Source organism: Pseudomonas veronii (assembly GCF_001439695.1).
Taxonomy (GTDB): Bacteria; Pseudomonadota; Gammaproteobacteria; order Pseudomonadales; family Pseudomonadaceae; genus Aquipseudomonas; species Aquipseudomonas veronii.
Window position 1 is genome coordinate 55112 of record NZ_JYLL01000010.1, and the last position, 23400, is coordinate 78511.

Annotated in this window: 19 protein-coding genes; 11 read left to right on the forward strand and 8 right to left on the reverse strand. The window is 61.5% G+C overall.

What is annotated here, in order from left to right; genetic code table 11:
* Positions 1 to 8 precede the first annotated feature (8 nt).
* Together urtB and urtA are read right to left on the reverse strand one after the other, a co-directional pair.
* Positions 9 to 926: an urea ABC transporter permease subunit UrtB gene (gene urtB, locus TU80_RS14810; protein ID WP_010564283.1), complete on the reverse strand. Its 918-nt coding sequence runs from the start codon at positions 924 to 926 to the stop codon at positions 9 to 11.
* Between the two features lie 169 nt (positions 927 to 1095).
* The gene (urtA, locus tag TU80_RS14815; RefSeq protein ID WP_024074866.1) at positions 1096 to 2304 is read right to left on the reverse strand and encodes an urea ABC transporter substrate-binding protein; all 1209 of its coding nucleotides are present in this window, start codon (positions 2302 to 2304) and stop codon (positions 1096 to 1098) included.
* A 312-nt stretch (positions 2305 to 2616) separates the two neighbouring features.
* Between urtA and TU80_RS14820 the strand changes: the two genes are divergently transcribed.
* Together TU80_RS14820 and TU80_RS14825 are read left to right on the forward strand one after the other, a co-directional pair.
* On the forward strand, positions 2617 to 5994 hold the full coding sequence (locus tag TU80_RS14820; protein WP_057004787.1) for an ATP-binding protein: 3378 nt from the start codon (positions 2617 to 2619) through the stop codon (positions 5992 to 5994).
* Positions 5975 to 6673: a response regulator gene (locus TU80_RS14825; protein WP_046383757.1), complete on the forward strand. Its 699-nt coding sequence runs from the start codon at positions 5975 to 5977 to the stop codon at positions 6671 to 6673. Before TU80_RS14820 ends, TU80_RS14825 begins: the two co-directional genes overlap by 20 nt.
* Here the strand turns inward: TU80_RS14825 and TU80_RS14830 are convergent.
* Positions 6670 to 7782 (reverse strand): HD domain-containing phosphohydrolase, encoded by a 1113-nt coding sequence (locus TU80_RS14830; protein ID WP_046383758.1) that lies wholly within the window; start codon positions 7780 to 7782, stop codon positions 6670 to 6672. The two genes, TU80_RS14825 and TU80_RS14830, sit on opposite strands and share 4 nt — an antisense overlap.
* Positions 7772 to 10633 carry a PAS domain-containing sensor histidine kinase gene (locus TU80_RS14835; RefSeq protein WP_318533472.1) on the reverse strand — a complete coding sequence of 954 codons (2862 nt, stop codon included), beginning with the start codon at positions 10631 to 10633 and terminating at the stop codon, positions 7772 to 7774. The genes TU80_RS14830 and TU80_RS14835 overlap by 11 nt, the downstream gene beginning before the upstream one ends.
* A 396-nt stretch (positions 10634 to 11029) precedes the next feature.
* On the opposite strand from TU80_RS14835, the gene TU80_RS14840 reads away from it, so the two are divergent.
* The gene (locus tag TU80_RS14840; protein ID WP_057004789.1) at positions 11030 to 11908 is read left to right on the forward strand and encodes a GGDEF domain-containing protein; all 879 of its coding nucleotides are present in this window, start codon (positions 11030 to 11032) and stop codon (positions 11906 to 11908) included.
* A 406-nt stretch (positions 11909 to 12314) separates the two neighbouring features.
* Here the strand turns inward: TU80_RS14840 and TU80_RS14845 are convergent, their stop codons facing one another.
* Positions 12315 to 13145 carry an IclR family transcriptional regulator gene (locus TU80_RS14845; protein WP_046383761.1) on the reverse strand — a complete coding sequence of 277 codons (831 nt, stop codon included), beginning with the start codon at positions 13143 to 13145 and terminating at the stop codon, positions 12315 to 12317.
* Positions 13146 to 13387: 242 nt separating this feature from the next.
* On the opposite strand from TU80_RS14845, the gene TU80_RS14850 reads away from it, so the two are divergent.
* From TU80_RS14850 to TU80_RS14880, 7 genes are read left to right on the forward strand one after another with little or no spacing between them, the layout of a single operon-like run.
* On the forward strand, positions 13388 to 14416 hold the full coding sequence (locus TU80_RS14850; RefSeq protein ID WP_057004790.1) for an ABC transporter ATP-binding protein: 1029 nt from the start codon (positions 13388 to 13390) through the stop codon (positions 14414 to 14416).
* Positions 14413 to 15258, forward strand: a complete 846-nt coding sequence (locus TU80_RS14855; RefSeq protein WP_046383763.1) for an ABC transporter permease — start codon at positions 14413 to 14415, stop codon at positions 15256 to 15258. Before TU80_RS14850 ends, TU80_RS14855 begins: the two co-directional genes overlap by 4 nt.
* A gap of 4 nt (positions 15259 to 15262) precedes the next feature.
* Positions 15263 to 16057, forward strand: a complete 795-nt coding sequence (locus tag TU80_RS14860; protein WP_057004791.1) for an ABC transporter permease — start codon at positions 15263 to 15265, stop codon at positions 16055 to 16057.
* Positions 16057 to 16347 (forward strand): (2Fe-2S)-binding protein, encoded by a 291-nt coding sequence (locus TU80_RS14865; protein ID WP_046383765.1) that lies wholly within the window; start codon positions 16057 to 16059, stop codon positions 16345 to 16347. The genes TU80_RS14860 and TU80_RS14865 overlap by 1 nt, the downstream gene beginning before the upstream one ends.
* On the forward strand, positions 16344 to 17687 hold the full coding sequence (locus TU80_RS14870; protein ID WP_057004792.1) for an FAD/NAD(P)-dependent oxidoreductase: 1344 nt from the start codon (positions 16344 to 16346) through the stop codon (positions 17685 to 17687). Before TU80_RS14865 ends, TU80_RS14870 begins: the two co-directional genes overlap by 4 nt.
* The gene (locus TU80_RS14875; RefSeq protein ID WP_057004793.1) at positions 17684 to 18781 is read left to right on the forward strand and encodes an NAD(P)/FAD-dependent oxidoreductase; all 1098 of its coding nucleotides are present in this window, start codon (positions 17684 to 17686) and stop codon (positions 18779 to 18781) included. Before TU80_RS14870 ends, TU80_RS14875 begins: the two co-directional genes overlap by 4 nt.
* Positions 18782 to 18795: 14 nt before the next feature.
* Positions 18796 to 19827, forward strand: a complete 1032-nt coding sequence (locus TU80_RS14880; RefSeq protein WP_057004794.1) for an ABC transporter substrate-binding protein — start codon at positions 18796 to 18798, stop codon at positions 19825 to 19827.
* Positions 19828 to 19850: 23 nt separating this feature from the next.
* Here the strand turns inward: TU80_RS14880 and nadE are convergent, their stop codons facing one another.
* Genes nadE through TU80_RS14895 form a run of 3 tightly spaced genes read right to left on the reverse strand, consistent with a single transcriptional unit; the run spans position 19851 to position 22544 of the window.
* Positions 19851 to 20666 carry an NAD(+) synthase gene (gene nadE, locus TU80_RS14885; protein WP_057004795.1) on the reverse strand — a complete coding sequence of 272 codons (816 nt, stop codon included), beginning with the start codon at positions 20664 to 20666 and terminating at the stop codon, positions 19851 to 19853.
* A 1-nt stretch (position 20667) separates the two neighbouring features.
* Positions 20668 to 21885 carry a nicotinate phosphoribosyltransferase gene (gene pncB, locus TU80_RS14890; protein ID WP_057004796.1) on the reverse strand — a complete coding sequence of 406 codons (1218 nt, stop codon included), beginning with the start codon at positions 21883 to 21885 and terminating at the stop codon, positions 20668 to 20670.
* Positions 21886 to 21896: 11 nt separating this feature from the next.
* A complete protein-coding gene (locus TU80_RS14895; protein ID WP_046488398.1) occupies positions 21897 to 22544 on the reverse strand; it encodes a nicotinamidase in 648 nt (215 codons plus the stop codon).
* A 145-nt stretch (positions 22545 to 22689) separates the two neighbouring features.
* Here TU80_RS14895 and TU80_RS14900 point away from each other — a divergent pair, with 145 nt between their 5' ends.
* A complete protein-coding gene (locus tag TU80_RS14900) occupies positions 22690 to 23382 on the forward strand; it encodes an NUDIX hydrolase (protein WP_057004797.1) in 693 nt (230 codons plus the stop codon).
* Positions 23383 to 23400: the final 18 nt, after the last annotated feature.

Consider the following 23400-nt stretch of genomic DNA (forward strand, 5'->3'; position numbering starts at 1 on the left):
GCTCGCCTCTACTTGCGCACTTTGATGGAGAACAACCCTTGCGGGCGCAGCATCAGGATCAGAATCACCGAGGACAAGGTCAGCACCTTGGCCATCGAGCCACTGAGGAAAAACTCCGACAGCGATTGCGTCTGGGCGATCACGAACGCCGAGGCAATGGTGCCGAACAGGCTTTGCGCACCGCCGAACACCACCACCAGAAAGGTGTCGACGATGTACTGCGAACCCGCCGTCGGCCCGGTGGAACCGATGGTGGTGAACGCCGCACCGGCCACCCCGGCCACGCCGCAACCGAGGGCGAAGGTCATGCGGTCGACCTTGCGCGTATTGATCCCGACCGCGCGGCTCATCAGGCGATTCTGCACCGTCGCACGCACCTGCAGGCCCCAACGCGAGCGGTACAGCATCAGGAAGATCGCCGCCGTCAGCAGCACGGTCAGGGCCATCATGAACAGGCCGTTACGCGGGATTTCAATCGCGTCGGTGAAGTTCACCGAGCCCATCAGCCAGGCCGGCGGCTCGGCGCTGACCTCCCGAGCGCCGAACACCGAGCGGAAGGTTTGCTGCATCACCAGGGACAGGCCCCAGGTTGCCAGCAAGGTATCCAGCGGCCGCTTGTACAAGCGGCTGATCATCGCCCATTCCACCAACCAGCCCACCGCGCCGGCAACGAGGAACGACAGGGCAATGGCGAAGAAGAAGTAATAGGGTTGAAAACTCGGCGCAAAGTGCGCGGTGAGGCTGGAACACACGTAGGTGGTGTAGGCGCCGATGGTCAGGAATTCTCCGTGGGCCATGTTGATCACGCCCATCTGGCCGAAAATGATCGCCAGCCCCAACGCCATCAGCAACAGCACGCAGAACACGGACAAGCCGTTGAACCCCTGCATCGCCGCGATGGCTCCAAATTCCGATAGCCATTCCATGATGATGGTCTCCTGAGAGCGGGAGGTGATAGTTGGAATGCGATGTGCTTTTGCTCTATGTGGGAGGGGGCTTGCCCCCGATAGCGGTGGTTCAGTTATAGAAATGTCGACTGACACTCCGCCATCGGGGGCAAGCCCCCTCCCACATTTGAATCGGTGTGCTTGAAGCTTATTGGTAACCCTTTGGAAACGGATTCGGTTCGATCAGATCCGACTCGTAGATCACCTTGAACTGGCCGTTGGGCTGCACTTCACCGATGCGCGACTTGCTCCACAGGTGGTGGTTCTCGTGAATCTTCACGTAGCCTTCGGGCGCGGTTTTCAGTTCGATACCCGGGGAGGCGGCGACGACTTTATCCACGTCGAAACTGCCGGCCTTCTCCACCGCCGCTTTCCACAGCCACGGGCCGAGGTAAGCCGCCTGGGTCACATCGCCGATCACCGCATCCTTGCCGTACTTGGCCTTGAAGGCTTCGACGAAGGCTTTGTTGTTCGGGTTGTCCAGGCTCTGGAAGTACTTCATCGAGGCATAGAAGCCGGCCATGTTTTCGCCGCCGATGCCGAGCAGTTCGTCTTCGGTCACCGACAGGGTCAACAGGGTTTGCTTGGACGCATTCACGCCCGCCGCGTTGAGCTGTTTGTAGAACGCCACGTTGGAACCGCCCACCACGGCGGCGAAGACCACGTCAGGCTTTTTCAGCTTGACCTTGTTGATCAGCGAACCGAACTGGGTGTTGCCCAGCGGGTAGTAGTCTTCGCCGACCACGGTGCCGTGCAGTACGTTTTCAATGTGCTTGCGCGCGATCTTCATCGACGTGCGCGGCCAGATGTAATCGGAGCCGACCAGGTAGAAGGTCTTGGCGCCTTTGGTCTTGGCGATCCAATCCAGGCTGGCGAGGATCTGTTGGGTGGCTTCCTGCCCGGTGTAGATCACGTTTTTCGACTGTTCCAGGCCTTCGTAGAAGGTCGGGTAGTAGAGCAGGCCGTTTTCTTTCTCGAAGATCGGCAGCACGGCTTTACGCGAGGCCGAGGTCCAGCAGCCGAACACGGCGGCGACTTTGTCGTTGACCAACAGCTTCTTGGCCTTTTCGGCGAAGGTCGGCCAGTCGGAGGCGCCGTCCTCCTGGATCACTTTGATCTGGCGTCCCAGAATCCCGCCCGAGGCGTTGATTTGCTCGATGGCCAGGCGTTCGGCCTGGATCGAGCCGGTCTCGGAGATAGCCATGGTGCCGGTGGCCGAGTGCAACTGGCCGACGGTGACTTCGGTCGGCGTCACGGCCAGGCCTTCGTTGTCGGCCAGCACGCCCTGGCTGAACAGCGCGGCCGCCAGCAACGACAGGGCCAACAACGGTTTGGAGCGGATCAATCGTGGTTCCATGGGGCGACTCCTCTGCAATGAGGGCTCCAGCATGGCGGCAGCGGGCCAGCGCGGGTATACGCAGCCTGACGTAACGCAGTACGTCATTTGACGTATGCCGTTGCGCACCAATGCAGGGCAGGATCGCGTCCGCCCAGCCACCGCTGACCCATGTGGGAGGGAGCTTGCTCCCGATGGCGGTGGGTCAGTCAACTGATTGGCTACTGACCCACCGCCATCGGGAGCAAGCTCCCTCCCACATTTGGCTCCCAGCGCAGTCGAGGGCATGGAACTTGCTCACTCCCTTCGTCCACTCTGCGGAGCCTCACCATCGTGCAATCCCCTCCCGGCACCCAGCGCATCGTCAAGATCCGCCGCGACTACAACTCCTGGGTCGCCGACGAGACCATGGAAGACTACGCCCTGCGCTACACCCCCAAATCCTTTCGCAAGTGGTCGGAGCTGCGCATCGCCAACACCGCCCTGGGCGCGGTGTCGTTCCTGGCGCTGGAGGCGATCGGCGGCGTCTTGGTGCTGAGTTACGGCTTCACCAACACCTTCTGGGCGATCCTGGCCATCAGCCTGGTGATCTTCCTCACCGGCCTGCCCATCAGCTATTACGCCGCCCGCTATGGCGTGGACATGGACTTGCTGACCCGTGGCGCCGGCTTCGGCTATATCGGTTCAACCATCACCTCGCTGATCTACGCCAGCTTCACCTTCCTGTTCTTCGCCCTGGAAGCGGCGATCATGGCGCTGGCACTGGAGTTGTATTTCCATATCCCGCTGGCCTTCGCCTATGTGATCTGCTCGCTGCTGGTGATTCCGCTGGTGGCCTACGGCGTCACGCTGATCAGTCGCCTGCAACTGTGGACCCAACCGCTGTGGCTGTTTTTGCTGGTGTTGCCCTATGGTTTCGTGTGGTGGAAAAACCCCGACGCGTTCAGCGACTGGACCAGCTTTGTCGGGCGCAGCGGCGACGGCGGCGGTTTCAACCTGCTGGCGTTCTGCGCCGCCTGTACCGTGGCGCTGTCGCTGGTGACGCAGATCGGCGAGCAAGTGGACTACCTGCGCTTTCTCCCGGAAAAGACCGCCGCCAACCGCAAGCGCTGGTGGGCCGCCCTGCTCTGCTCCGGCCCCGGGTGGATTATCCCCGGCGCGTTGAAGATGTTTGGCGGCGCGTTCCTGGCGTTCCTTGCCCTGCAACATGAAATCCCCATGGAACGCGCCGCCGAGCCGACCCAGATGTACCTGGTCGCCTTCCGTTATGTGTTCAGCTCGCCGGAATGGGCCCTCGGCGCCATGGTGCTGTTCGTGTTCATCTCGCAGATGAAGATCAACCTGACCAACGCCTACGCCGGCTCCCTGGCCTGGTCGAACTTCTTCGCCCGCGTCACCCACAGTCACCCCGGGCGCGTGGTGTGGCTGGTGTTCAACGTGGCCATTGCGTTGATGCTGATGGAGCTGGGCGTGTTCGACGTGATCGATCAGGTGCTGGGGCTGTACGCGAATATTGCGATTGCCTGGATCGGGACATTGGTCGCCGACCTGGTGATCAACAAGCCCCTGGGACTGTCGCCCAAACACATCGAGTTCAAGCGCGCGCACCTCTACGACATCAATCCGGTGGGTGTCGGCTCGATGCTGATTGCCTCGCTGCTGTCGATCCTCGCCCACTTCGGCCTGTTTGGCGCCCTGGCCCAGGCCGCGCCGCCCTTCGTCGCCCTCGGCACGGCGCTGGTGATGGCGCCGCTGTTGGCCTGGATGACCCAGGGCAAGTACTACATCGCACGCACCAGCGACGCCCAATTGATTCACCCGGTGGCACCCGCCACCCATGCGGTCTGCGGGCTGTGCAGCAACCCGTTCGAGACGGCGGACATGGCGTTCTGCCCGGCCTACAGCACGCCCATCTGTTCGTTGTGTTGCTCGTTGGATGCGCGCTGCGGCGACCGTTGCAAACCCCATGCGCGGCTGGTCAGCCAGTTCGAAGGCGTGCTGCGCCGGTTGCTGCCCAACAGCCTGATGCCGCGCCTGCATACACGGCTGGCCCATTACCTGGGGCTGTTATCGGTGCTGGTGCTGCTGCTCGCCGGCGCCCTGGCCTTGATCTACGTGCAGGCGGCCCAGGGTTTGCCGCATTCGCAAACCCTGTACCAGGCGTTCTTCAAAGCGTTCCTGACCCTGTCGGTGCTGGCCGCCGTGCTCGCCTGGTGGGTGGTGCTGACCCGCGAAAGCCGCCGCGTCGCCCAGCAGGAATCCGACCGCCAGACCCTGCTGCTGATGCAGGAAATCGACGCCCACAGCCTCACCGACCAGGCCCTGCAACAGGCCAAGGAAGCCTCGGAAGCCGCCAACGCCGCCAAGAGCCGCTACGTCACCGGGCTGTCCCACGAGCTGCGCACACCGCTGAACAGCATCCTCGGTTTCACCCAGATCCTGCAGCGCGACAGCGCCATGCCCGAGCAGCACCAGGACGCACTGGCGACCATCCTGCGCAGCGGCTCGCACTTGCTGTCATTGATCGACGGCCTGCTCGACGTGGCCAAGATCGAGGCCGGCAAGTTACGCCTGGAACTCACCGAAATCCCCTTCCCCGAACTGATCCACGACCTGGAGCAGATGTTCACCCCCCAAGCCCAGGACAAGGGCCTGCGCTTTCGCCTGGACTGCGTCGGCAAGATCCCCGCCGTGGTGCGCGGTGATGAAAAACGCGTGCGCCAGATCCTGATCAACCTGCTCGGCAATGCGGTGAACTTCACCGACAGCGGCGAAGTGTGCCTGCGGGTCAGCTACATGCGCGAGACCGCCAACTTTGAAATCATCGACACCGGCATCGGCATCGACCCCGGGCAGATCGAGCGGATCTTCCAACCGTTCGAGCGCGGCGACCTGATGCGCCAGGACAAAGGCGTAGGCCTGGGGCTGACCATCACGCGCATGCTCACTGCGCTGATGGGCGGCGAACTACGCGTTACCAGCGAGCTGGACAAGGGCACCTGTTTCCAGGTGCGCCTGTTCCTGTCCCAGGTGCGCGCGCCGCAGGCGGTGGTGCATGTGGAACACGACATCATCGGCTACCACGGCGCACGCCGACGCATTCTGGTGGTGGACGACCATGTGGACCACCGCAAGGTACTCAGCGGCATGCTCACGCCTCTGGGCTTTGAGGTGATCCAGGCGAGCAACGGCCAGGATGCGATTCGCCAGGTCGCGCTGCTTGCGCCGGACCTGATCCTGATGGACCTGTCGATGCCGACCCTGGACGGCCTGGAAACCAGCCGGCTGATCCGCCGCAATGCACTGTCCACCGCGCCGATCATCGTGATCTCGGCCAACGCCTTTACCGACGACCGCGAACGCAGCATCGCCGCCGCCTGCAACGACTACCTGGCCAAGCCGGTGCGTACCCCGGAGCTGCTCGGACGCCTGCAACAACACCTCGGCCTGCAATGGCTGCGGCGCACCAAAACCTTCGTCGCGCCACCACCGCCCAGCGTGCTGCCGAGCGCCGACGACCTCGCCGTGCTCGCCGAACTCAGCGCGATCGGCTACGTGCGGGGCCTGCACGAAAAACTCGACACGATCCTCGAACACCGCCCGGACGCCGCACCGTTCATCAGCAAAGTGCGCGGGTTGCTCAAGGGTTTCCGCCTGGATGAACTCAACCGAACCCTCAAGGAGGCCGAAGATGAATGTACTCACCCGTAGCACTGAACCCGGCGTGGTACTGATCGTCGACGACACCCCGGACAACCTGGCCATGCTCTCCGACGCCCTCGACGACGCCGGCTACATGGTGCTGGTGGCGCTCGACGGGCTCAGCGCGCTGAACCGCGTGCAACGCCGGCGCCCGGACCTGATCCTGCTGGACGCGATGATGCCGGGCCTGGACGGTTTCGAGACCTGCCGCCGGCTCAAGGCGTTACCTGCCAGCGCGGACATCCCGGTGGTGTTCATGACCGGGCTGACCGACAGCAAGCATGTGGTGCAAGGCTTTGAAGTGGGCGGCAGCGACTACGTGACCAAGCCGATCCAGACCGACGAGGTGCTGGCGCGGGTGGCGGCGCATTTACGCACCTCGCGCATCCTGCTGTCGGCGCGGGCGGCGACGCAACCGAGTGTGTTGACCCTGGAGGATGAGCCGGCGCACAAGCTGTTGTCGGCACGCTTTCAACTGACCGAGCGCGAGGTCGAGGTGCTGCGCTGGGTGGCGTGCGGCAAGACCAATCGGGACATCGGCGATATCTTGGGGCTGAGCCCGCGGACGGTGAACAAGCACCTGGAACATGTGTATGTGAAGTTGGGGGTGGAGACGCGCACGGCGGCGACGTCGGTGGCCTTGGCCGCGATGAGCCCGAGCCGGGCGCCCATGTTGGCGACGCTTTAATGTGGGGGCTGGCCAGTGCCCGCATCGGCTTGTCGTTGCTTGTGTATGCCAGCCAGTTCGGCGTCATCCTCGATGAGTTGTTCAACCGGGCCGAAACAGCGGCGCATCACCGTCACCAGCTCCGGATCAAAATGCACGCCCGATTGCTCAAGAATATAGGCCTGCGCCCGTTCAGGGCTCCAGGCCCGCTTATAGGGACGTTCCATACGCAGCGCGTCATAGACATCACACAACGCGACAATCCTTGCCGACAGCGGAATGTCCTTTCCGGCAAGCCCTTGCGGATAGCCGCTGCCGTCCCATTTTTCATGGTGACCATAGGCAATGTCCGCGGCCATATCGGTCAGGTCCGTGGCGTGTGCATCTTGCAGGATTGCATGGCCGATGCGCGGATGCTCCATCATCTGCTGGCGTTCCGGCACGGTTAATGGGCCTTCCTTGTGCAAGATCCGATCAGGAATGCCGATTTTCCCCAAGTCATGCATCGGCGCCGCCAATCGAATCAGCTCGCACCACCTCTGCGGCATACCGATTGCTTCGGCCATCAAGGCCGCGGTTTCGCCAATGCGCAATACATGGGCGCCCGTTTCATCATCGCGATAGCAGGCCGCGCGACTCAATGCGCGGATCATGGCGCAATAACTTTCCTGCAACTGAGCGGTGCGTTCAAACACCCTTTGCTCCAACTCACTGTTCAGGTCTTGCAGTTGGCGGGTGGCATGGGACAAGCGCAGAGCGTTGCGTATGCGCAATAGCAGCTCAGGCAAATCCAACGGTTTGGTCAGATAATCGTTGGCCCCCAGTTCAAGGCCGAGACGGCGGCTTTGCGGCTCGCTCAATGCCGTCAAGATAATCACGGGAGACCTTGAGCGATTGCGATCGCTGAGTTGGCGCAGAATCTCAAACCCATCGGGCGCGGGCATATCCAGATCCAATAGCAGCAGATCCCACGGTTGCTCTTTGAGCCAAACCAGCCCGCTGGCCGAGTCGGCGAAACTCAAGACGTTGCGCAAACCGAAGGCTTTCAGGCTGGACTCCAGCAAGCGCAGGTTCGCAGCCACGTCATCGATAATCACAATTCGGGTATCGGCGGGGATATCACTGAACATTCGGTTTCTCCACTTGCATCATCGCGCGTATGAGTTCGCGTAGCTCATTGGGTTCCAGCGGTTGTTTAAGCACTGCTTGAAACTCACACCCCAACGTCGCGAGCAGGTGTGGTGATGTACACAGCAGAATAAGAAGGATTTGATCGCCACCTGGCAAACGTCGTAACCGCGACAGCGCATCGGTCAAGTCATTTCCCAGTAAGTCACAGTCAATCAGCATGACGTCCGGCGCCGTGTCGCGCCGTACCTGCTCCAGACACTGCGCAAGCGTTCCGTGGCGCAGGTCCACCATGCCCGTCAACGTGTCTTCAAGACAGCGCAGCGTCTCGTCGTCCTGCCCCACGAAACACAGCGAGAGCAAGCGCTTGTGGACCTTGGGTGCCGCGATGCCTTGGGGCAGATCGACCCAAAAGCGACTGCCGACACCCGTTTCGCTGATGAGCCCCATGCTGCCGTTCATCAACGTGGCGAGTTCTCGGCACAACGCAAGGCCGATACCGGTGCCTTGGATCGCGGTGTTTTCCTGGCCCAAACGCTGGAACGGCTCGAACAGCGCGCCTTGCAGGGCTGCGGAAATACCTGCGCCACCATCTTCGACAAACACCCGCACGCGCCCCTTGCCATGGAGTTCAGCCCCCATGAACAAGCGAGCGTGAGGGCGGTTGTACTTGATGGCGTTGGACAGCAGGTTCAGCAGGATCTGGCGTAGGCGCCTGGCATCGGCCAGCACACTCAGCGCGGGGCTCGTCGACTGCAACTCAAGGTCAAGACCCGCAGCCTTGGCCTGGGAACGGACCATTTCGGCACATTCGCGCATCAGTCCGTCGACCTCCAGGACACGCATCTGCAAGCGCGGCGCCTCCGCCTGCAGGCTCGACCAGTCGAGCAAATCGTCGACCAGGTGAGCCAGGTGCTGGCTGGCGCCCAGGATCTCATCAAGGGATTTGGCCTCCTCCTGCCCATCGGCCACTTGCAGGCGCAATAACTGGGCGAATCCATGAATCGAATTCAGCGGTGTGCGTAATTCGTGGCTCATGCTGGAGATAAAACGCGACTTCGCCTTGCTCGCCCCTTGCGCTTCAAGGGTACGGCGACGCAGATCCTCTTCAACCTGTTTAAGCGTGTCGATATCGACAAACGTACCTGCGGATAAACGCATGCGCGCATCGAGAGACTCGATCAGGCGTCCACGACACAAAAACCAGATCGGCGAGCCATCGGGCCGCAATAAACGTAACTCCAGGTCGATCACCGATGCGGCGCCGGTGCGCAACGCGTTGAGCGCCCGATCAAGCGCCTGCACATCTTCGGGGTCGACGTGATCGTAAAAACAGAAGCGCTCCAGTTGGCACGCCGGCACCCCGAAACGCGTGCAGAACGCTTCGCTCAACGACAGGCGATCAGTATCCAGGCGGTATTCCCAGAGCCCGGCGGTGATGCTTTCAACGACAAGATTGAGGCGGTTCTGCGCCGCGTTGCGCCGTGCTTCACTGGATGACAGTTGGGCGCCCATTGACAGCACGTTGCCCGCCATTTCATCCAGCTCACGAATGCTCGAACGCGCGCGCTGCGGGAGCCACTGGCCGTGACCAATTTGCTGCAGCATGTCTCTGATATCGCGGATCGGCCGCCGCAGGCTATGGCTCAATTTGCGCGCACGAATCCACATGTAACTGAAGAATGCGAGGTAAAACATCACCAGGCCGGCAATCATCAAATAGCCGATGTTGCGGTAATGGAGCGCCAAGCTGTTCGTGGCCGCCATGACGTCTTCTTCATCGGCGACCGCCAGCAATCGCCAGCCCGCCGGCTTCACTTCGGCCCATGCGACCAGATGGGTGCGCCCGTTGAGCACGACTTCGGCGCTGCCACGACTATTGCGCGCGACAGCGGCCGCCAACTCCCGAGGGTCCACCGCGTCGATCAGATTTGAACCCGCAAGGTTGACCGCGCCTTCATTCGTGGCCTTCGACCCCGAACCACTCCAGTTGCCTTTTTCAAAGTCATGTTCGGCTTCGGGCGGTAACACCATGATCTTCATGTCCGCGCCGACGAGCATCAAGTACCCGCCCCACGGCACCTTAAGCGTGGAAATTTCTTTCAGCAGATCGCCCACGGTGATATCCAGCCCGACCACGCCTTCGAGAAAGTTGCGCTCATAAACAGGCGCAATCGCGGACATCATCAAGCCATGACCCGCCGGGTCGAGGTAGACGTCAGTCCAGCGAACCCCTCGCTGCGGGTTATGTTCGGCATCGGCCAGATAATAAAAGTTATAACCGGGTATCTGCATATCATGCGGATATTGTTCATCGGCACGAATCCACGGATAAATCCGGTTGTAACTGTCCCACGTATTGAAATAGACACTGGCGACCATCGGTTCATGATCTTTGATCGCACGCATCAATGGGTCGAGGCTGGACAACCTCTGCACTTTACCCAGGTTCTGTTGCGCGACAGGTGTGACCGACGAGTAGAACGACGCCGCTCCGCCCAGGTCTTTTCCGCTGTAAAGAGCCCCATCAGCAGAAGTGCTTAATGTTTCACTCAAGGGTGTTGAAGCGGCACGCAGTGAGTTAGCCGTCATATCCGCAAATAGCTGAGTGACATCGGCGATGTGGGTTAATTGATCTTGAATGATTCGGGTGTTCTGGTCGGCAGTTGCGCCAAGGCTTTCAATTGCACTGCGTTCCAAATAATCGAGTTGCGATACACGGATCGCCTGATTGGTCAGCAGGTAACAAGCAATCAGAATCGTCTCCACCAGGACCAACGGGATTAATGCACTCTGCATGAACGCCCGCCAGATCCACTGACGCAAGCCTATTTGAGAAGAGCTTTCATTCACTACCAGCACTCCTGCAAATGGCATCAGCCTGTTATTTGAATAGTGGCAATACGATGTCAAAAAAACGATAGCTCATCCGGTGAAGCGTTTCCATACTTTTTATGAGGGCAATCATTGAAAATGACTGGAGCGCTGTACTGCGCGCCGCAAGCGAAATGGAAGAATCAAGCGCGGCGGTCAATCGTCTGCTGACTGGGCTTGGCTCGCATCAAGGCGGATAAATCCAGGGCAAACAGCTTCCGCGTTTAGGCAGACACCATCGCACCAAGCAAGAGTGGCATGAGGTCGTATTCGCCTGGCATACGTGCTCCCATACTTGCCGGTAAGATTACTCGCCGCAGGCCTTATCGATCAGGCTATGATCGCGCTCTATGAATCGGATATGCCCCATGACTTATGGCCGTTGACCTACAAGCGCTCTACCCCAAACTGATCCATCTGATGTTGGATACAGTGTTTGTGGTTGATAGAGACGACCACATTGTTTTTGTGAGTGATGCCTGTGAGGCCCTGCTGGGTTACCGTCCTGACGAGCTGAACGGCACCCCTATCACCCGCTATATGCATCCTGAAGACCTGGCTAGCACACGGGACTCGATTGCCCGCGTCATGAATGGTCAATTCCACTTCGATTTCCGCAACCGTTACATCCGTAAGGATGGAGGCGTCGTGTACATCCTGTGGGCGGCATTCTGGTCGGAAGAGGTTGGTGCAAGGATTGGAGTCGCACGCAACGTGACGGCTTTGACTCAGGCCGAGGAGGAGTTACGTTTCCTCGCGCATCATGATCCGCTGACAAAACTAACCAACCGCTCGATTTTCAGTGATCGACTGAAATCTGCCCTGCACGTCGCGCACCGTCACAATAGTCAGTTGGCTTTGCTGTTTCTGGATATCAATGACTTCAAGAGTATCAATGACGTCCATGGCCACGCCGCGGGGGATCGTATTCTTTGCATGATTGCCCGACGTCTAGAAAGCTGCATACGTGAGACGGATACCGTGGCCCGGATGGGCGGCGATGAATTTACGGTGCTGTTGACCGATATCCAGTCGAGAGACGCCATTTCCAAAAAGTTAGAACAGATTCACGACGTCATGGCTGCGCCACTACCGCCTGAATTCGGCGCACTCAAGATGCCGTCGTGCAGTATCGGCGTTGCCTATTATCCCGAGGACGGCAAGGATGCCGACACATTGCTCACCTACTCGGATAATGAAATGTACCGGATGAAAAGGCATCGTTTTTTAGACAATAAAGAGCCCGGTACATAAGTCAAATTCAAGAAGTGCGTCCGCCCGGCCAAGTCATCCAGCGGACGGCGCAAAACCAAGACACGGTATTCACTTACGTGGTCACCCGCCCATCAGATGAGAAATCGTTGAGGGCAGTTGAGTGGCTGGATCAATCCGAGGCAGGTGCGGGTTCTTGCTTCGGTTGGCTCTTGCTGAGAACGAACCACACCGCTAAACAAATAAGCCCGCCGCCGTAAAAAAGTTGTTGCAGTAGTTAAGGGGAAAAGGCCAACTATACGGAAGCCATGGTGGACGCCTCTAAGTCTGGAGTCTCACCGTAAAGGAGTTCGAAATGTACCCGCACTCCGATTCTTGCTGCCGAAAACGGATGTGCGTCAAGGGGCTTGGACGCTACGCTCTGGAGCTGGCGCGCAATCTGGATGACCTACCCACCAAAGGTCTGTGAGGGCCGGCGCAGCGTCGGATCAAACGGATTGATCCTGGGCCCGATCGCCGCCGCTTCGCGCTTGAGCAACTCCACCACCATCGGCAGGCGACTCGGCCCCAATCGGTCGCTGATGGTCGCCACGCTCAATGCTGCCACCGCATGGCCGTCCCGGTTCAGGATCGGCACCGCCAATCCCGCCATGCCTTCCAGCACACCGGTATTGCGCGCCGCATAACCCAGATTGCGCACGTTCTCCACTTCCGAACGCAACAGCACCTCGTCATACAGGTGAAAATCCTTGAGCCTTGGCAAGTTGTAGCGGATCACCGTCTCGCGCTCTTCCTCCGGCAAAAAGGCCAGGATCGCCAGGCTGCCCTGCCCCACGCCCAATGCCACGCGCCCGCCGATATCACCCGTGAAAGTACGAATCGGGTACGGGCCTTCGCTGCGGTCCAGGCAGATCGCATCAAAGCCGCTGCGCGCCAGCAAAAACAATGAATCCCCCAGGGACGCACTGAGGCGCAGCATGCTCGGCCTTACCAGGTCGCGCAGGTTGCCGGTCTTGCCCGCGTTCGCCGCCAGAGCGAAGAACTCCAGGCTCAGGCGATAGCGTTTGCTGCGCGCGTCCTGCTCGACCATACCTTCATCCATCAGGCTGCGCAGCAGGCGGTGGGTGGTGGGTTGGGACAGGCCGACCTGTTGTGCGAGCTGGGTCACGCGTTCGCCGCCGTCGGGCACGCCGCCCAAGGTACGCAGCAATGCGAACAAGCGAGACACGCCGCCCGCACCCACTTCCTTGGTATTTTCATTCCGCTCAGTAGAATTCATAGCGTGTTATCTCATCAATAATTCTTTTCAGTGAATAAAACTGAAAAAAACACTCCATTCAGTGAAATTCCATCTTTCGCCCATCCTAGTCTTCGTCCTAATCTGCGTCCACAGGGGCGAAATGAACAACAACCGGCAGCCGACTCAAGATCGAGCGCCAACGCACCCGCAACACCCTTTTCGCATCTGCCCAAAACAAAAAAGCGCGTTTCGACGCGACTCAAAAAAGGTGGAACGCAGACATGGCATTTCTCCAACTCAACGCCTTGAGCAAACGCTACGGCGCCGTCGACGCGGTGGTCGCCACTGACCTTGCGGTGGAAAAAGGCGAGTTCGTTTCCCTGCTCGGCCCCTCGGGCTGCGGCAAGACCACCACCCTGCAAATGATCGCCGGCTTCGTCGACGTGAGCGCTGGGCAGATCCTGCTCGACGGTCGCGACATCACCCACGCCAAGCCCGCCAGCCGTGGCCTGGGCGTGGTGTTCCAAAGCTATGCGCTGTTCCCGCACATGACCGTGCGCGACAACATCGCCTTCGGCCTGAAGATGCGCAAAGTGCCGGCCGCCGAGATCGCCGCCAAGGTCAAGACCGTGCTGGAGCTGGTGCGCCTGGCCCCCCACGCCGACCGTTACCCCCGGGAGTTGTCCGGCGGCCAGCGCCAACGCGTGGCCCTGGCGCGCGCGCTGGTGATTGAGCCGCCGGTATTGTTGCTGGATGAGCCGCTGTCCAACCTCGACGCGAACCTGCGCGAAGAGATGCAGTTTGAAATCCGCCGCATCCAGCACGCGGTGGGCATCACCACCCTGATGGTCACTCATGACCAGGCCGAGGCGCTGTCCATCAGCGACCGTGTGGTGGTGATGCAGGCCGGGCGCGTGACGCAGATCGACGTGCCCTACAAGCTGTATGAACACCCGCGGACGCGCTTTATCTCGGACTTCGTCGGCAAGGCTAACCTGCTGGCCGGCGATTACGACGCACGCGGCATCCCGCAAGTGCGCCACGCCGCGGGTGACGGCGAACTGGTCTTGAGCCTGCGCCCGGAAAAAATCCAGCTGGTGGGCGCAAGCGAAGGTCGCCTGCAAGGCCAGGTGCTCGACCGCTACTTCTTCGGCAGCCAGTGGCTGTACCGAATCCATACCGCGCTGGGCGAAATCACCGTGGTGCGCAGCAACGACGGCAGCGCGCCGCTGGGTTGCGGCGCGGCAGTCGGCCTGGACTGGCAAGCCGAGTTGCTGCGGGTGCTGACGGCGGATGAGGTGCACCCATGAGTCGCGGCTATCTACTCTCGCTGCCGGCGTTGCTGCTGTTCGCCGGGCTGCTGATTCTGCCGCTGGGCCTGACCCTGGTGCTGTCGTTCAACGTGTTCGACTACCAAGTGGGGGTGAAGGCCGATGAGTGGACCTTGGCTCATTACCTGGCGTTGTTCAGCGACGCGTACTTCTACGAAATCTTCTGGCGCACCTTCTGGATCAGCGCGCTAGTGACGCTGCTCTGCGTGGTGATTGGCGTGCCCGAAGCCTACATCCTCAGCCGCATGGGTACGCCGTGGCGCTCGATCTTCCTGATCCTGATCCTCACGCCGTTGTTGATTTCGGTGGTGGTGCGAGCGTTCGGCTGGAGCCTGCTGCTCGGCGCCGACGGGCTGGTCAACCAGGTGATCCAGGCACTGGGCGGGCGCCCGGTGAAGCTGTTGTACACGCCGTTCGCGGTGATCATTGCGCTGGTACACGTGATGCTGCCGTTCATGATCATTCCAGTGTGGACCTCCCTGCAAAAGCTCGACCCCTCGGCCGAACAGGCGGCTTTGTCGCTGGGCGCGAGCCAGGCCACGGTGATGCGCAAGATCGTGCTGCCCCAGGTAATGCCGGGCGTGCTGTCCGGCACCCTGATCGTGTTCGGCCTGGCCGCCAGCTCCTTTGCGATCCCCGGCCTGCTTGGTGGGCGGCGCCTGAAAATGGTCGCCACCGTGGTGTACGACCAGTACCTCTCGGAACTCAACTGGCCCATGGGCGCGACCATCGCGGTGGTCCTGCTGTTGGTCAATCTGCTGATCATGCTGAGCTGGAACCGCATGGTCGAAGGCCGCTACAAAAAGTCCCTGGGGGTTTAAGCGCATGTCCAGAAACGGTCCTTTGGCCCTTGGTTTCCACGGCCTGGTGGTGATGTTCATGATGGCGCCGCTGGTGGTGGTGTGCCTGGTGGCCTTCACCCCGGAAAATACCTTGAGCCTGCCCACGTCGGGCTTCTCCCTGCGCTGGTTTCGCGCGGTGTTCGAGCGTGCTGACTTTATCCAGGCGTTCTACAACAGCCTGATCCTGGCATTTACCGCTGCAACCCTGGCGACGCTGATTGCAGTGCCGGCGGCGCTTGCAATCAGCCGGTATCAGTTCCCGGGACGTAACTTCTTCAGTGCGTTGTTCCTGTCGCCGATCATCATCCCGCACCTGGTGTTGGGGGTGGCGATGCTGCGGTTGTTCGCCTTGATGGGCGTCAACGGCAGCTTCACCTGGCTGATGCTGGCGCACGTGGTGATCATCACGCCCTATGTGCTGCGCCTGGTATTGGCAGCAGCGATCGGGATCGATCGCAGTGCCGAGCAGGCGGCCGAATCGCTCGGTGCCGGACGCTTCACGCTGTTTCGCCTGGTGACGTTGCCGATGATCCTGCCCGGCGTGGCCGGCGGCTGGTTGCTGGCTTTCATCAACAGTTTCGACGAAGTGACCTTATCGATCTTCGTCAGCTCGCCGGCCACGCAAACCTTGCCGGTGCGTATGTACGTGTACGCCACCGAATCCATCGACCCGATGATGGCGGCAGTGTCGGCGCTGGTGATTGCCCTCACGGCGGCGGCCATGATTGTGCTCGACCGGGTCTACGGCCTGGATCGCGTGCTGGTGGGAAAACACTGATGGCCTTGTTCAAACGATTGACCGAAACCGCACGCCCTGCCCTGGCGTTTACCCTCGACGGGCAACCGGCCACAGGCTTGCTCGGCGACACCCTGCTGACGGCGGTACTGACCTGCGCCGAGCACCTGCGCGGCAGCGATTTCAGTGCCGAACGCCGCGCCGGGTTTTGCTTGATGGGCGCCTGCCAGGACTGCTGGGTGCGCCTGGCGGACGGACAACGCGTGCGCGCCTGTTCGACCCTGCTGGAAGAAGGCCAGGCGATCAGCCGCGACCCGGGGCGCCAGTTATGAAGCCGGTGGTGATCGTGGGCGCAGGCCCGGCAGGAATCAGTGCCGCGCGCACCCTGTTCGACCACGGCGTAACGCCTTGCCTGGTGGACGAAAGCCTGCGCGGCGGCGGGCAAATCTATCGCCGCCAACCCCTAGGCTTCCAACGCACCGCCAGGCAAATATACGGATTTGAGGCGGGTAAGGCCGAGGCCGTGCATCGCACCCTGGATGAACTGGCGCCGCTGATCGACTACCGGCCCGAAACCCTGGTGTGGAATGCCGAGGATCGGCGCCTGGACCTGTTGAACAACGGTCACGCAGCCAGCGTCGAGTATTCGCGGATCATCGTCGCCACCGGCGCCACCGACCGTATCCTGCCGGTGCCGGGCTGGACCTTGCCCGGTGTCTACAGCCTGGGTGCGGCGCAAATCGCCTTGAAGTACCAAGGTTGCGCCATCGGCGAACGCGTGGCGTTTTGTGGCAGCGGGCCGTTGCTGTATCTGGTGGCGTATCAATACGCCAAGGCCGGCGCCGATGTGGTCGCCGTGCTCGACAGCGCGCCGTTCAGCGCCCAATGCCGCGCCTTGCCGGCGCTGCTCGGACAACCGGCGACCTTGGCCAAGGGCTTGTATTACCGCGCCTGGCTCACGGCCCATGGCGTTCCCGTGCATCAGGGCGTGACGCTGCAGCAGATCGACGGCGAACAACGGGTCAGCGGCATACGTTGGCGCAAGCACACCCTGGCCTGCGACGCTGTGGCCTTCGCCCATGCGCTGCGCAGCGAAACGCAGTTGGCAGACCTGCTCGGTTGTGAATTTGCCTGGAATGCCTTGAACCGTGCGTGGTTGCCGCAACGGGACTGTGCCGGGCGCAGCAGCGTCGACGGAGTGTACCTGGCGGGCGACGGTGCCGGGATCATGGGTGCCGATGCCGCGCAGATGGCCGGTGAGCGGGCGGCGTTGGCGGTGCTGGAAGATGCAGGCGTCGCGATCGATCATCAGCGCCCGGCCCTGCTTGAGCGGCAATTGGCGCGCATCCAGCGCTTTCGCCAGGGCCTGGAGACTGCGTTTCCCTTCCCGGCAGACTGGGCCGCGCAGGCGCCGGACGACTTGATGCTGTGTCGCTGTGAAGAAGTCCGGGTTGGCGATATCCGCACCGTGGTGGATGAAGGTCATTGGGAAATCAATCGGGTCAAGGCCCATTGCCGGGTGGGCATGGGTCGCTGCCAGGGGCGCATGTGCGGGCTGGCGGCGGCTGAAATCGTCGCCGAGCGCAGTGGTCGCGGGATAGAAGACGTCGGGCGTTTGCGTGGCCAGGCCCCGATCAAGCCGCTGCCGTTTGGCGTGGAGGTGCAGCCATGATCGACGTCATCGTCCTCGGCGGCGGGATTGTCGGTGCGTCGGCGGCCTTGATGCTGGCGCACAAAGGTCAGCGTGTGGCGTTGGTGGACCGGGACTTCTGCGGCTCGCACTCCAGTGGCGTGAACTATGGCGGCGTGCGGCGCCAGGGACGCCCGTTGCATCAGCTGCCGTTGTCGCAGCGCGCCCATCAGTTGTGGGCCGACCTGCCCGGCTTGATCGGTATCGACGGCGAATACGTGCGCTCCGGGCATTTGAAACTGGCGCGCAGTCATGGGGATTTTGCCGCGTTGCAGGCGTATGCCGAACACACGCGGGGCTTTGGCCTGGGCTTGCAGTTGCTCGATTACGCCGAGCTGCGCGCACGTTTTCCGTGGGTCGGGGATATCGCAGTGGGTGCGTCGTTATGCCCCGAAGATGGCCATGCCAACCCGCGCCTGGTATCCCCCGCCTTCGCCCGTGCCGCGCAACGCCTTGGCGCGTGTGTCTACGAGCAGGCCGAGGTGATCCGCATCGAACATGACAGCCGCCAGTTCCAGGTGGATTGCGCCAACGGCCTGCACCTGCAGGCGCCATGGCTGCTCAATTGCGCCGGCGCCTGGGCAGGGACCGTCGCCGCGCAATTCGGCGAGCCGGTCCCCATGACTTCTGCGCACCCGGCCATGCTGGTCACCGAGCCGCTGCCCGTGGTGATGAACGTCAGCACCGGCGTCGAAGGCGGCGGGATTTATGCGCGCCAGGTGGCCCGGGGCAATTGCATCCTCGGCGGCGGGCGCGGTTTTGCGCTTGGCCCCCGGCAGGCGCGGCCCGGGCAAGCGGCGGTGCTGGAGATTCTGCGCCATGCCGGCGAGCTGTACCCGTTTCTCAAGGGTGCCCAGGCGATTCGCACCTGGAGCGGCACCGAAGGTTACCTACCCGATCATGAACCGGTGATCGGCCCCAGCAGCACCCAGCCTGGCCTGCTCCACGGTTTCGGCTTTGCCGGCGCCGGGTTCCAGCTGGGCCCGGCGGTCGGTGAAGCCCTGGCAGAGATCGTCTGCACAGGGGCCAGCCGGCAACCCATCGAAGCGTTTTCCATCCGTCGTTTCCAAGCCTGAGAGGAAAAACATCCATGAATACTCGTATTGCGCTGTCCTGCTTGTCCCTCGCTCTGCTCGCCTCCACCGCTCATGCCGCCCCGACGCTGTACCTGGGCATGAACGGCGGCACCATGGAACGAGTGTATGCCGACAAGGTGCTGCCCGCGTTCGAAAAGGCCAATAACGTCAAGGTGGTGATCGTGCCCGGCACGTCGTCGGACATCCTCGCCAAGGTCCAGGCCAACAAAGACAACCCGCAGATGCATGTGATGTTCCTCGACGACGGCATCATGTACCGCGCCATCTCCATGGGCCTGTGCGACAAACTGGCGCCGAGCCCGACCCTGGAGCAGATCCCGGCCAAGGCGAAAATCAAGGACCAAGCCGTGGCCGTGACCCTCGGCGTCACCGGCCTGGGCTACAACGCCAGGCTGTTCAAAGAGAAAGGCTGGGCTGCGCCGACCTCGTGGATGGACCTGGCCGACCCGCGCTTCAAGGACAAAGTGGTGTTCCAGTCCCTGGCCTCATCGACCTTCGGCCTGCACGGTTTCCTGATGTTCAACCGCCTCCAGGGTGGCTCAGAGACCAACGTGGAACCGGGCTTCAAGGCCTGGCCCAAAGCCGTCGGCCCCAACGTGCTGGAGTACATCGCCAGCTCCGCGAAAATCTCCGAGATGGTGCAAACCGACGAAGCGGCAATCTTCCCCCTCACCCCGACCCAGGTCGCCACCCAGAAACTGCTCGGCGTGCCGATGGAATACGCGCAACCCAAGGAAGGCGCCGTGGTGCTGAACGTGGCCGAATGCGTGATCGCACGCAACGACCAACCGGAACTGGCGCAGAAACTCGCGGCCTTCCTGCTGACCGCCGAAGCCCAGGCGCCGGCGCTGGAGGAAGGTGATCAGATCCCGTCAAACCCGACCACGCCCACCAGCGACAAGACCCGCGCCCGAGTGGAGGCGATGCAGGGTTATTTGCAGACAGCGATTTCGATTGATTGGGACCAGGTGAACCAGGCGCGGCCGGAGTGGAATGCGCGGTGGAGTCGGTCGATTGAGCGGTAGCGTTTCATTCGCCTGCTCGGCGCCTACCGAGGTGCGATGGGTAGCGCGCGTTTGTGGGCGGTCTTCAGATAGGCTTGCTCCACAATCGTTCGCACCCGTTCGCCCACCGGCTCACCCATCAGGTAGGCGTCGATCTCTTCATAAGTGCAGCCATATGCCTGCTCATCCAGCTTGCCCGGTGCCAGCTCTTCGAGGTCGGCGGTAGGTTGTTTGTGCACAAGATTCGCCGGGGCACCGAGGGCATCAGCCAGCAGGCGCACCTGGGTCTTGGTCAGGCCCGACAACGGCGCCAGGTCGCACGCGCCGTCACCGAACTTGGTGAAAAACCCCATCAATGCTTCGGCGCCGTGGTCGGTGCCGACCACCAGGCCGTTGTGCAGGTTGGCCATCGCGTACTGCGCGATCATGCGGGTGCGGGCCTTGACGTTGCCTTTGATGAAGTCGACCTGGGCGGCGCTGGCTTCGGTGGCGGTGAGGCAGGCCATCAGGCCGTCGACGCTGGCGGCGATGTTGAGGGTGTCGATGTGGTCGGGGGTGATGAAGGCCAGGGAGGCCTGGGCGTCGCTTTCGTCGGCCTGGGTTTTGTAGGGCAAGCGCAGGGCGATAAAGCCTGCGGCGTAGTCTTCGCTGCGCAGTTGCTCTACCGCCAGTTGGCAGAGGCGCCCGGCCATCAGCGAATCGACGCCGCCGCTGATGCCCAGCACCAGAGCCTTGCAACCGGAATGGCGCAGGGTGGTTTTGATGAAGTCGATACGCCGTTGGATCTCCCGGGGCGCGCCCCCCTTGACCAACGAGCGGTTGATATTCAGTTCCAGGGCAATACGGTCCTGGGTTTGCATGTCACACCTCCACGCTGCCGACGTTGAATACTTGCGTTGCGTACCGCAAAAACGAAGCGTCTTCGCAGACATTCTTGATCGGGTCATCCGAGAATTTCACCACCGGCTCACCGTGTACCCGCACCAGCTTCATCACGATGCTCAGCGGCTCGACGCCTTCCACATCGCAGGCCAGGCTGGTGCCCATGCCGAAGCCGAACTTGGCCTTGCCGCGCACGTGGCGCAGGATCGGCAGGCATTTCTCGAAGTTCAGGCCGTCAGAGAACATCAGGTCCTTGGTCATCGGGTCGATACCCAGTTGCTTGTAGCGGGCCAGGACTTTATCGGCCCAGACGATAGGGTCGCCGGAGTCCTGGCGCAGGCCGTCGTAGAGCTTGGCGAAGTACAGGTCGAAGTCCTTCAGGAAGAAGTCAGTGCTGATGCAGTCGGTCAGGGCGATACCCAGGCGGCCGCGGTATTCACGTACCCAGTTTTCCAGGGCGGCGTTCTGGCTTTCGCGCAGGCGGCCCAGTTGCTGGTGCACCATCAACCATTGGTGGGCCATGGTGCCGATCAGCGGCAGGTCGAACGCGTAGGCCAGGTGCGCGTTGCTGGTGCCGACGAACTGGCCGGGGAAGTCGCGGCGCATGATGTCCACCACTTCGCGCTGGGCCTTGAACGACAGGCGCCGGCGCGTGGAAAAGTCGGAGACGCGCAGGTCGGCAAGTTCGTCGCGGCTGAGGTTTTTCTCCAGCCAGTCGAATTTCTGGTAGAGCTTGCGGGTGACGTCCTCCAGGCTCACATCGGGGTATTTGTCACGGTTGCGCAGCTCGCTGACCAGCGCCAATACCGGCTGTTCGAACATGATGCAGTGCAACATCGGGCCGACGACGCGGATGTTCAGTTGGCCGTCGACTTCGCTGACGTGGATATAGCGCAGGTTGAAGCGGAACAGGCCGAGGAAGCGCTCGTAATCCGGCGTGAGGTATTCGCGAAAGCGTGGGTTGAACAGAAAGCGCAGCTCGCCTTCGCGCATCTGCAGGCCGGCGAGTTTTTCCAGTTCATCGCGCAGTTGCGGGATCAAGTGGCCCAGTTTTTCCTTGGAACGGACGATGAAGTTGTACTCGACGTCGACATTCGGATGCTGGTGCAACACAGCCTGCATCATGGTGAAGGTGTAGTAGTCGGTGTCGAGCAAACCCTGGATCACCGGGGTTTCGTAGTCGTAGGCACTTTCCATGGCGTATCTCCTTAACGCGTGGCCATCGCGGCCAGTTCTTCGCGGGTGCGGCTGATGCCGGCACCGGCCTTGAGCAATTCGTTGACGGCCTGTACGCCGCCCTCCTGCGTAATACCGCGGCACGCCGGCAGGTGCAGCACCACTTCCAGGCCGGCCTTGAGCAGTTGCAACGCGGTGGTCTTGACGCAGTAGTCGAGGGCCAGGCCGCCGACAATCACGCGGCTTACGCCCTGGGCCTTGAGGTACTCGATCACGCCCGTGGACAGCTTGTCGTGCAGGTCGTGGTAGCAGGCGCCGTAAGGGTGCAGGTCGGGTTCGACACCTTTCCAGATGAAGTAATCGTAGTCATACGGGGTGGGCAGTTCGTCGAGCAGGGTGAAGCCCTCGGTGCCCGGCACGCAGTGGCTGACCCAGGTGACATCGGCGTGAGCCAGGCCGGTGGGTTGCAGCATCTCGCTGTGTTGCTTGACCACCCACGGCGCATGCGGAGTGTGGGCGTCCTTGCTGCCGACACGGTAGCCCGCGAGGCTGGCCATGTAGTTGAGTTCGGCACCGATGAGGTCCCCTTCGGCCACTGGCAATTCGTTGGGGCACAGCGGCGTAAAGCTCTTCTGGGCGTCGACGTCGAATGAAGCGATGGCATGTTTCGAGAGGGTCATGGCGGGTCTCCTGTGGCCTGAAAACAAAAGTACACGTCATGTACTTTCATTGCAAGAAAGATTTGTTTATCTAGGCTTTAGTCAGTACATGACATATTTGTTCGATCCGTTAGACTGTGCCCCCCGCTGTTTAGAAGGACTGCACATGCCACTTAGCGCCTACCTCCACACCGTCGACCTGTGCGTGTTGTTCTACTGCCGCGCGGCAGGAGAACTGAAGCTGCTGCTGAACAAGCGCGAGGCCGAACCCTTCGCCGGGCATTGGGCCCTGCCGGGTGTGGTGGTGAATGGCGACGTGCAGGACCTGAGCCTCACGGATGCCGTGGAGCGCCTGCGCGCAAGTGACAAAGTCGGCCTCGACCTGGTGTGGAGCGAGCAAGTGGGTACGGTGGGCGACGCGTTCCGCGACCCGCGTTGCTGGTCGTCGTCCACTTTCTACCTGGCGATCATCGCGGATGAGGTGACGCTGGGCGAGCATCAAGGCTGGTTTTCGCTGGATGCGGTAGCCGACGGCCGCATCAAGTTGCCGTTCGATCACAACACCATCGTGGCCGCCGTGCAGGAGCGGTTACTGTCCAAGTCGCTGTACAGCAGCTTGCCGCTGATGTTCCTGGGCCAGGAATTCAGCGCCCCGGAAGCGACGGCGATCTTCTCACTGGTGCTCGCGCGGCCGGTGTTGAAGACCAGCATTCGCCAGCGTTTGCTGAAGCTGACTGAGCAGGGGTATTTGCGGGAAACGGGGCGCAAGAAACAAGGCGAAGGCGGCAGGCCCCAGGCGACGATGGAGAACTTGAAGCCTGGGAAGATTTATTTCTTCGATCGCAGTTTTGCCGACTAGCCCAGTATTCAAAAACAA

Coding starts and splice junctions, on each gene's coding strand:
- urtB (WP_010564283.1), bottom strand. CDS start 926: ATGGAATGGCTATCGGAATTTGGAGCCATCGCGGCGATGCAGGGGTTC.
- urtA (WP_024074866.1), bottom strand. CDS start 2,304: ATGGAACCACGATTGATCCGCTCCAAACCGTTGTTGGCCCTGTCGTTG.
- TU80_RS14825 (WP_046383757.1), top strand. CDS start 5,975: ATGAATGTACTCACCCGTAGCACTGAACCCGGCGTGGTACTGATCGTC.
- TU80_RS14830 (WP_046383758.1), bottom strand. CDS start 7,782: ATGTTCAGTGATATCCCCGCCGATACCCGAATTGTGATTATCGATGAC.
- TU80_RS14840 (WP_057004789.1), top strand. CDS start 11,030: ATGGCCGTTGACCTACAAGCGCTCTACCCCAAACTGATCCATCTGATG.
- TU80_RS14845 (WP_046383761.1), bottom strand. CDS start 13,145: ATGAATTCTACTGAGCGGAATGAAAATACCAAGGAAGTGGGTGCGGGC.
- TU80_RS14850 (WP_057004790.1), top strand. CDS start 13,388: ATGGCATTTCTCCAACTCAACGCCTTGAGCAAACGCTACGGCGCCGTC.
- TU80_RS14855 (WP_046383763.1), top strand. CDS start 14,413: ATGAGTCGCGGCTATCTACTCTCGCTGCCGGCGTTGCTGCTGTTCGCC.
- TU80_RS14860 (WP_057004791.1), top strand. CDS start 15,263: ATGTCCAGAAACGGTCCTTTGGCCCTTGGTTTCCACGGCCTGGTGGTG.
- TU80_RS14865 (WP_046383765.1), top strand. CDS start 16,057: ATGGCCTTGTTCAAACGATTGACCGAAACCGCACGCCCTGCCCTGGCG.
- TU80_RS14870 (WP_057004792.1), top strand. CDS start 16,344: ATGAAGCCGGTGGTGATCGTGGGCGCAGGCCCGGCAGGAATCAGTGCC.
- TU80_RS14875 (WP_057004793.1), top strand. CDS start 17,684: ATGATCGACGTCATCGTCCTCGGCGGCGGGATTGTCGGTGCGTCGGCG.
- TU80_RS14880 (WP_057004794.1), top strand. CDS start 18,796: ATGAATACTCGTATTGCGCTGTCCTGCTTGTCCCTCGCTCTGCTCGCC.
- nadE (WP_057004795.1), bottom strand. CDS start 20,666: ATGCAAACCCAGGACCGTATTGCCCTGGAACTGAATATCAACCGCTCG.
- pncB (WP_057004796.1), bottom strand. CDS start 21,885: ATGGAAAGTGCCTACGACTACGAAACCCCGGTGATCCAGGGTTTGCTC.
- TU80_RS14895 (WP_046488398.1), bottom strand. CDS start 22,544: ATGACCCTCTCGAAACATGCCATCGCTTCATTCGACGTCGACGCCCAG.
- TU80_RS14900 (WP_057004797.1), top strand. CDS start 22,690: ATGCCACTTAGCGCCTACCTCCACACCGTCGACCTGTGCGTGTTGTTC.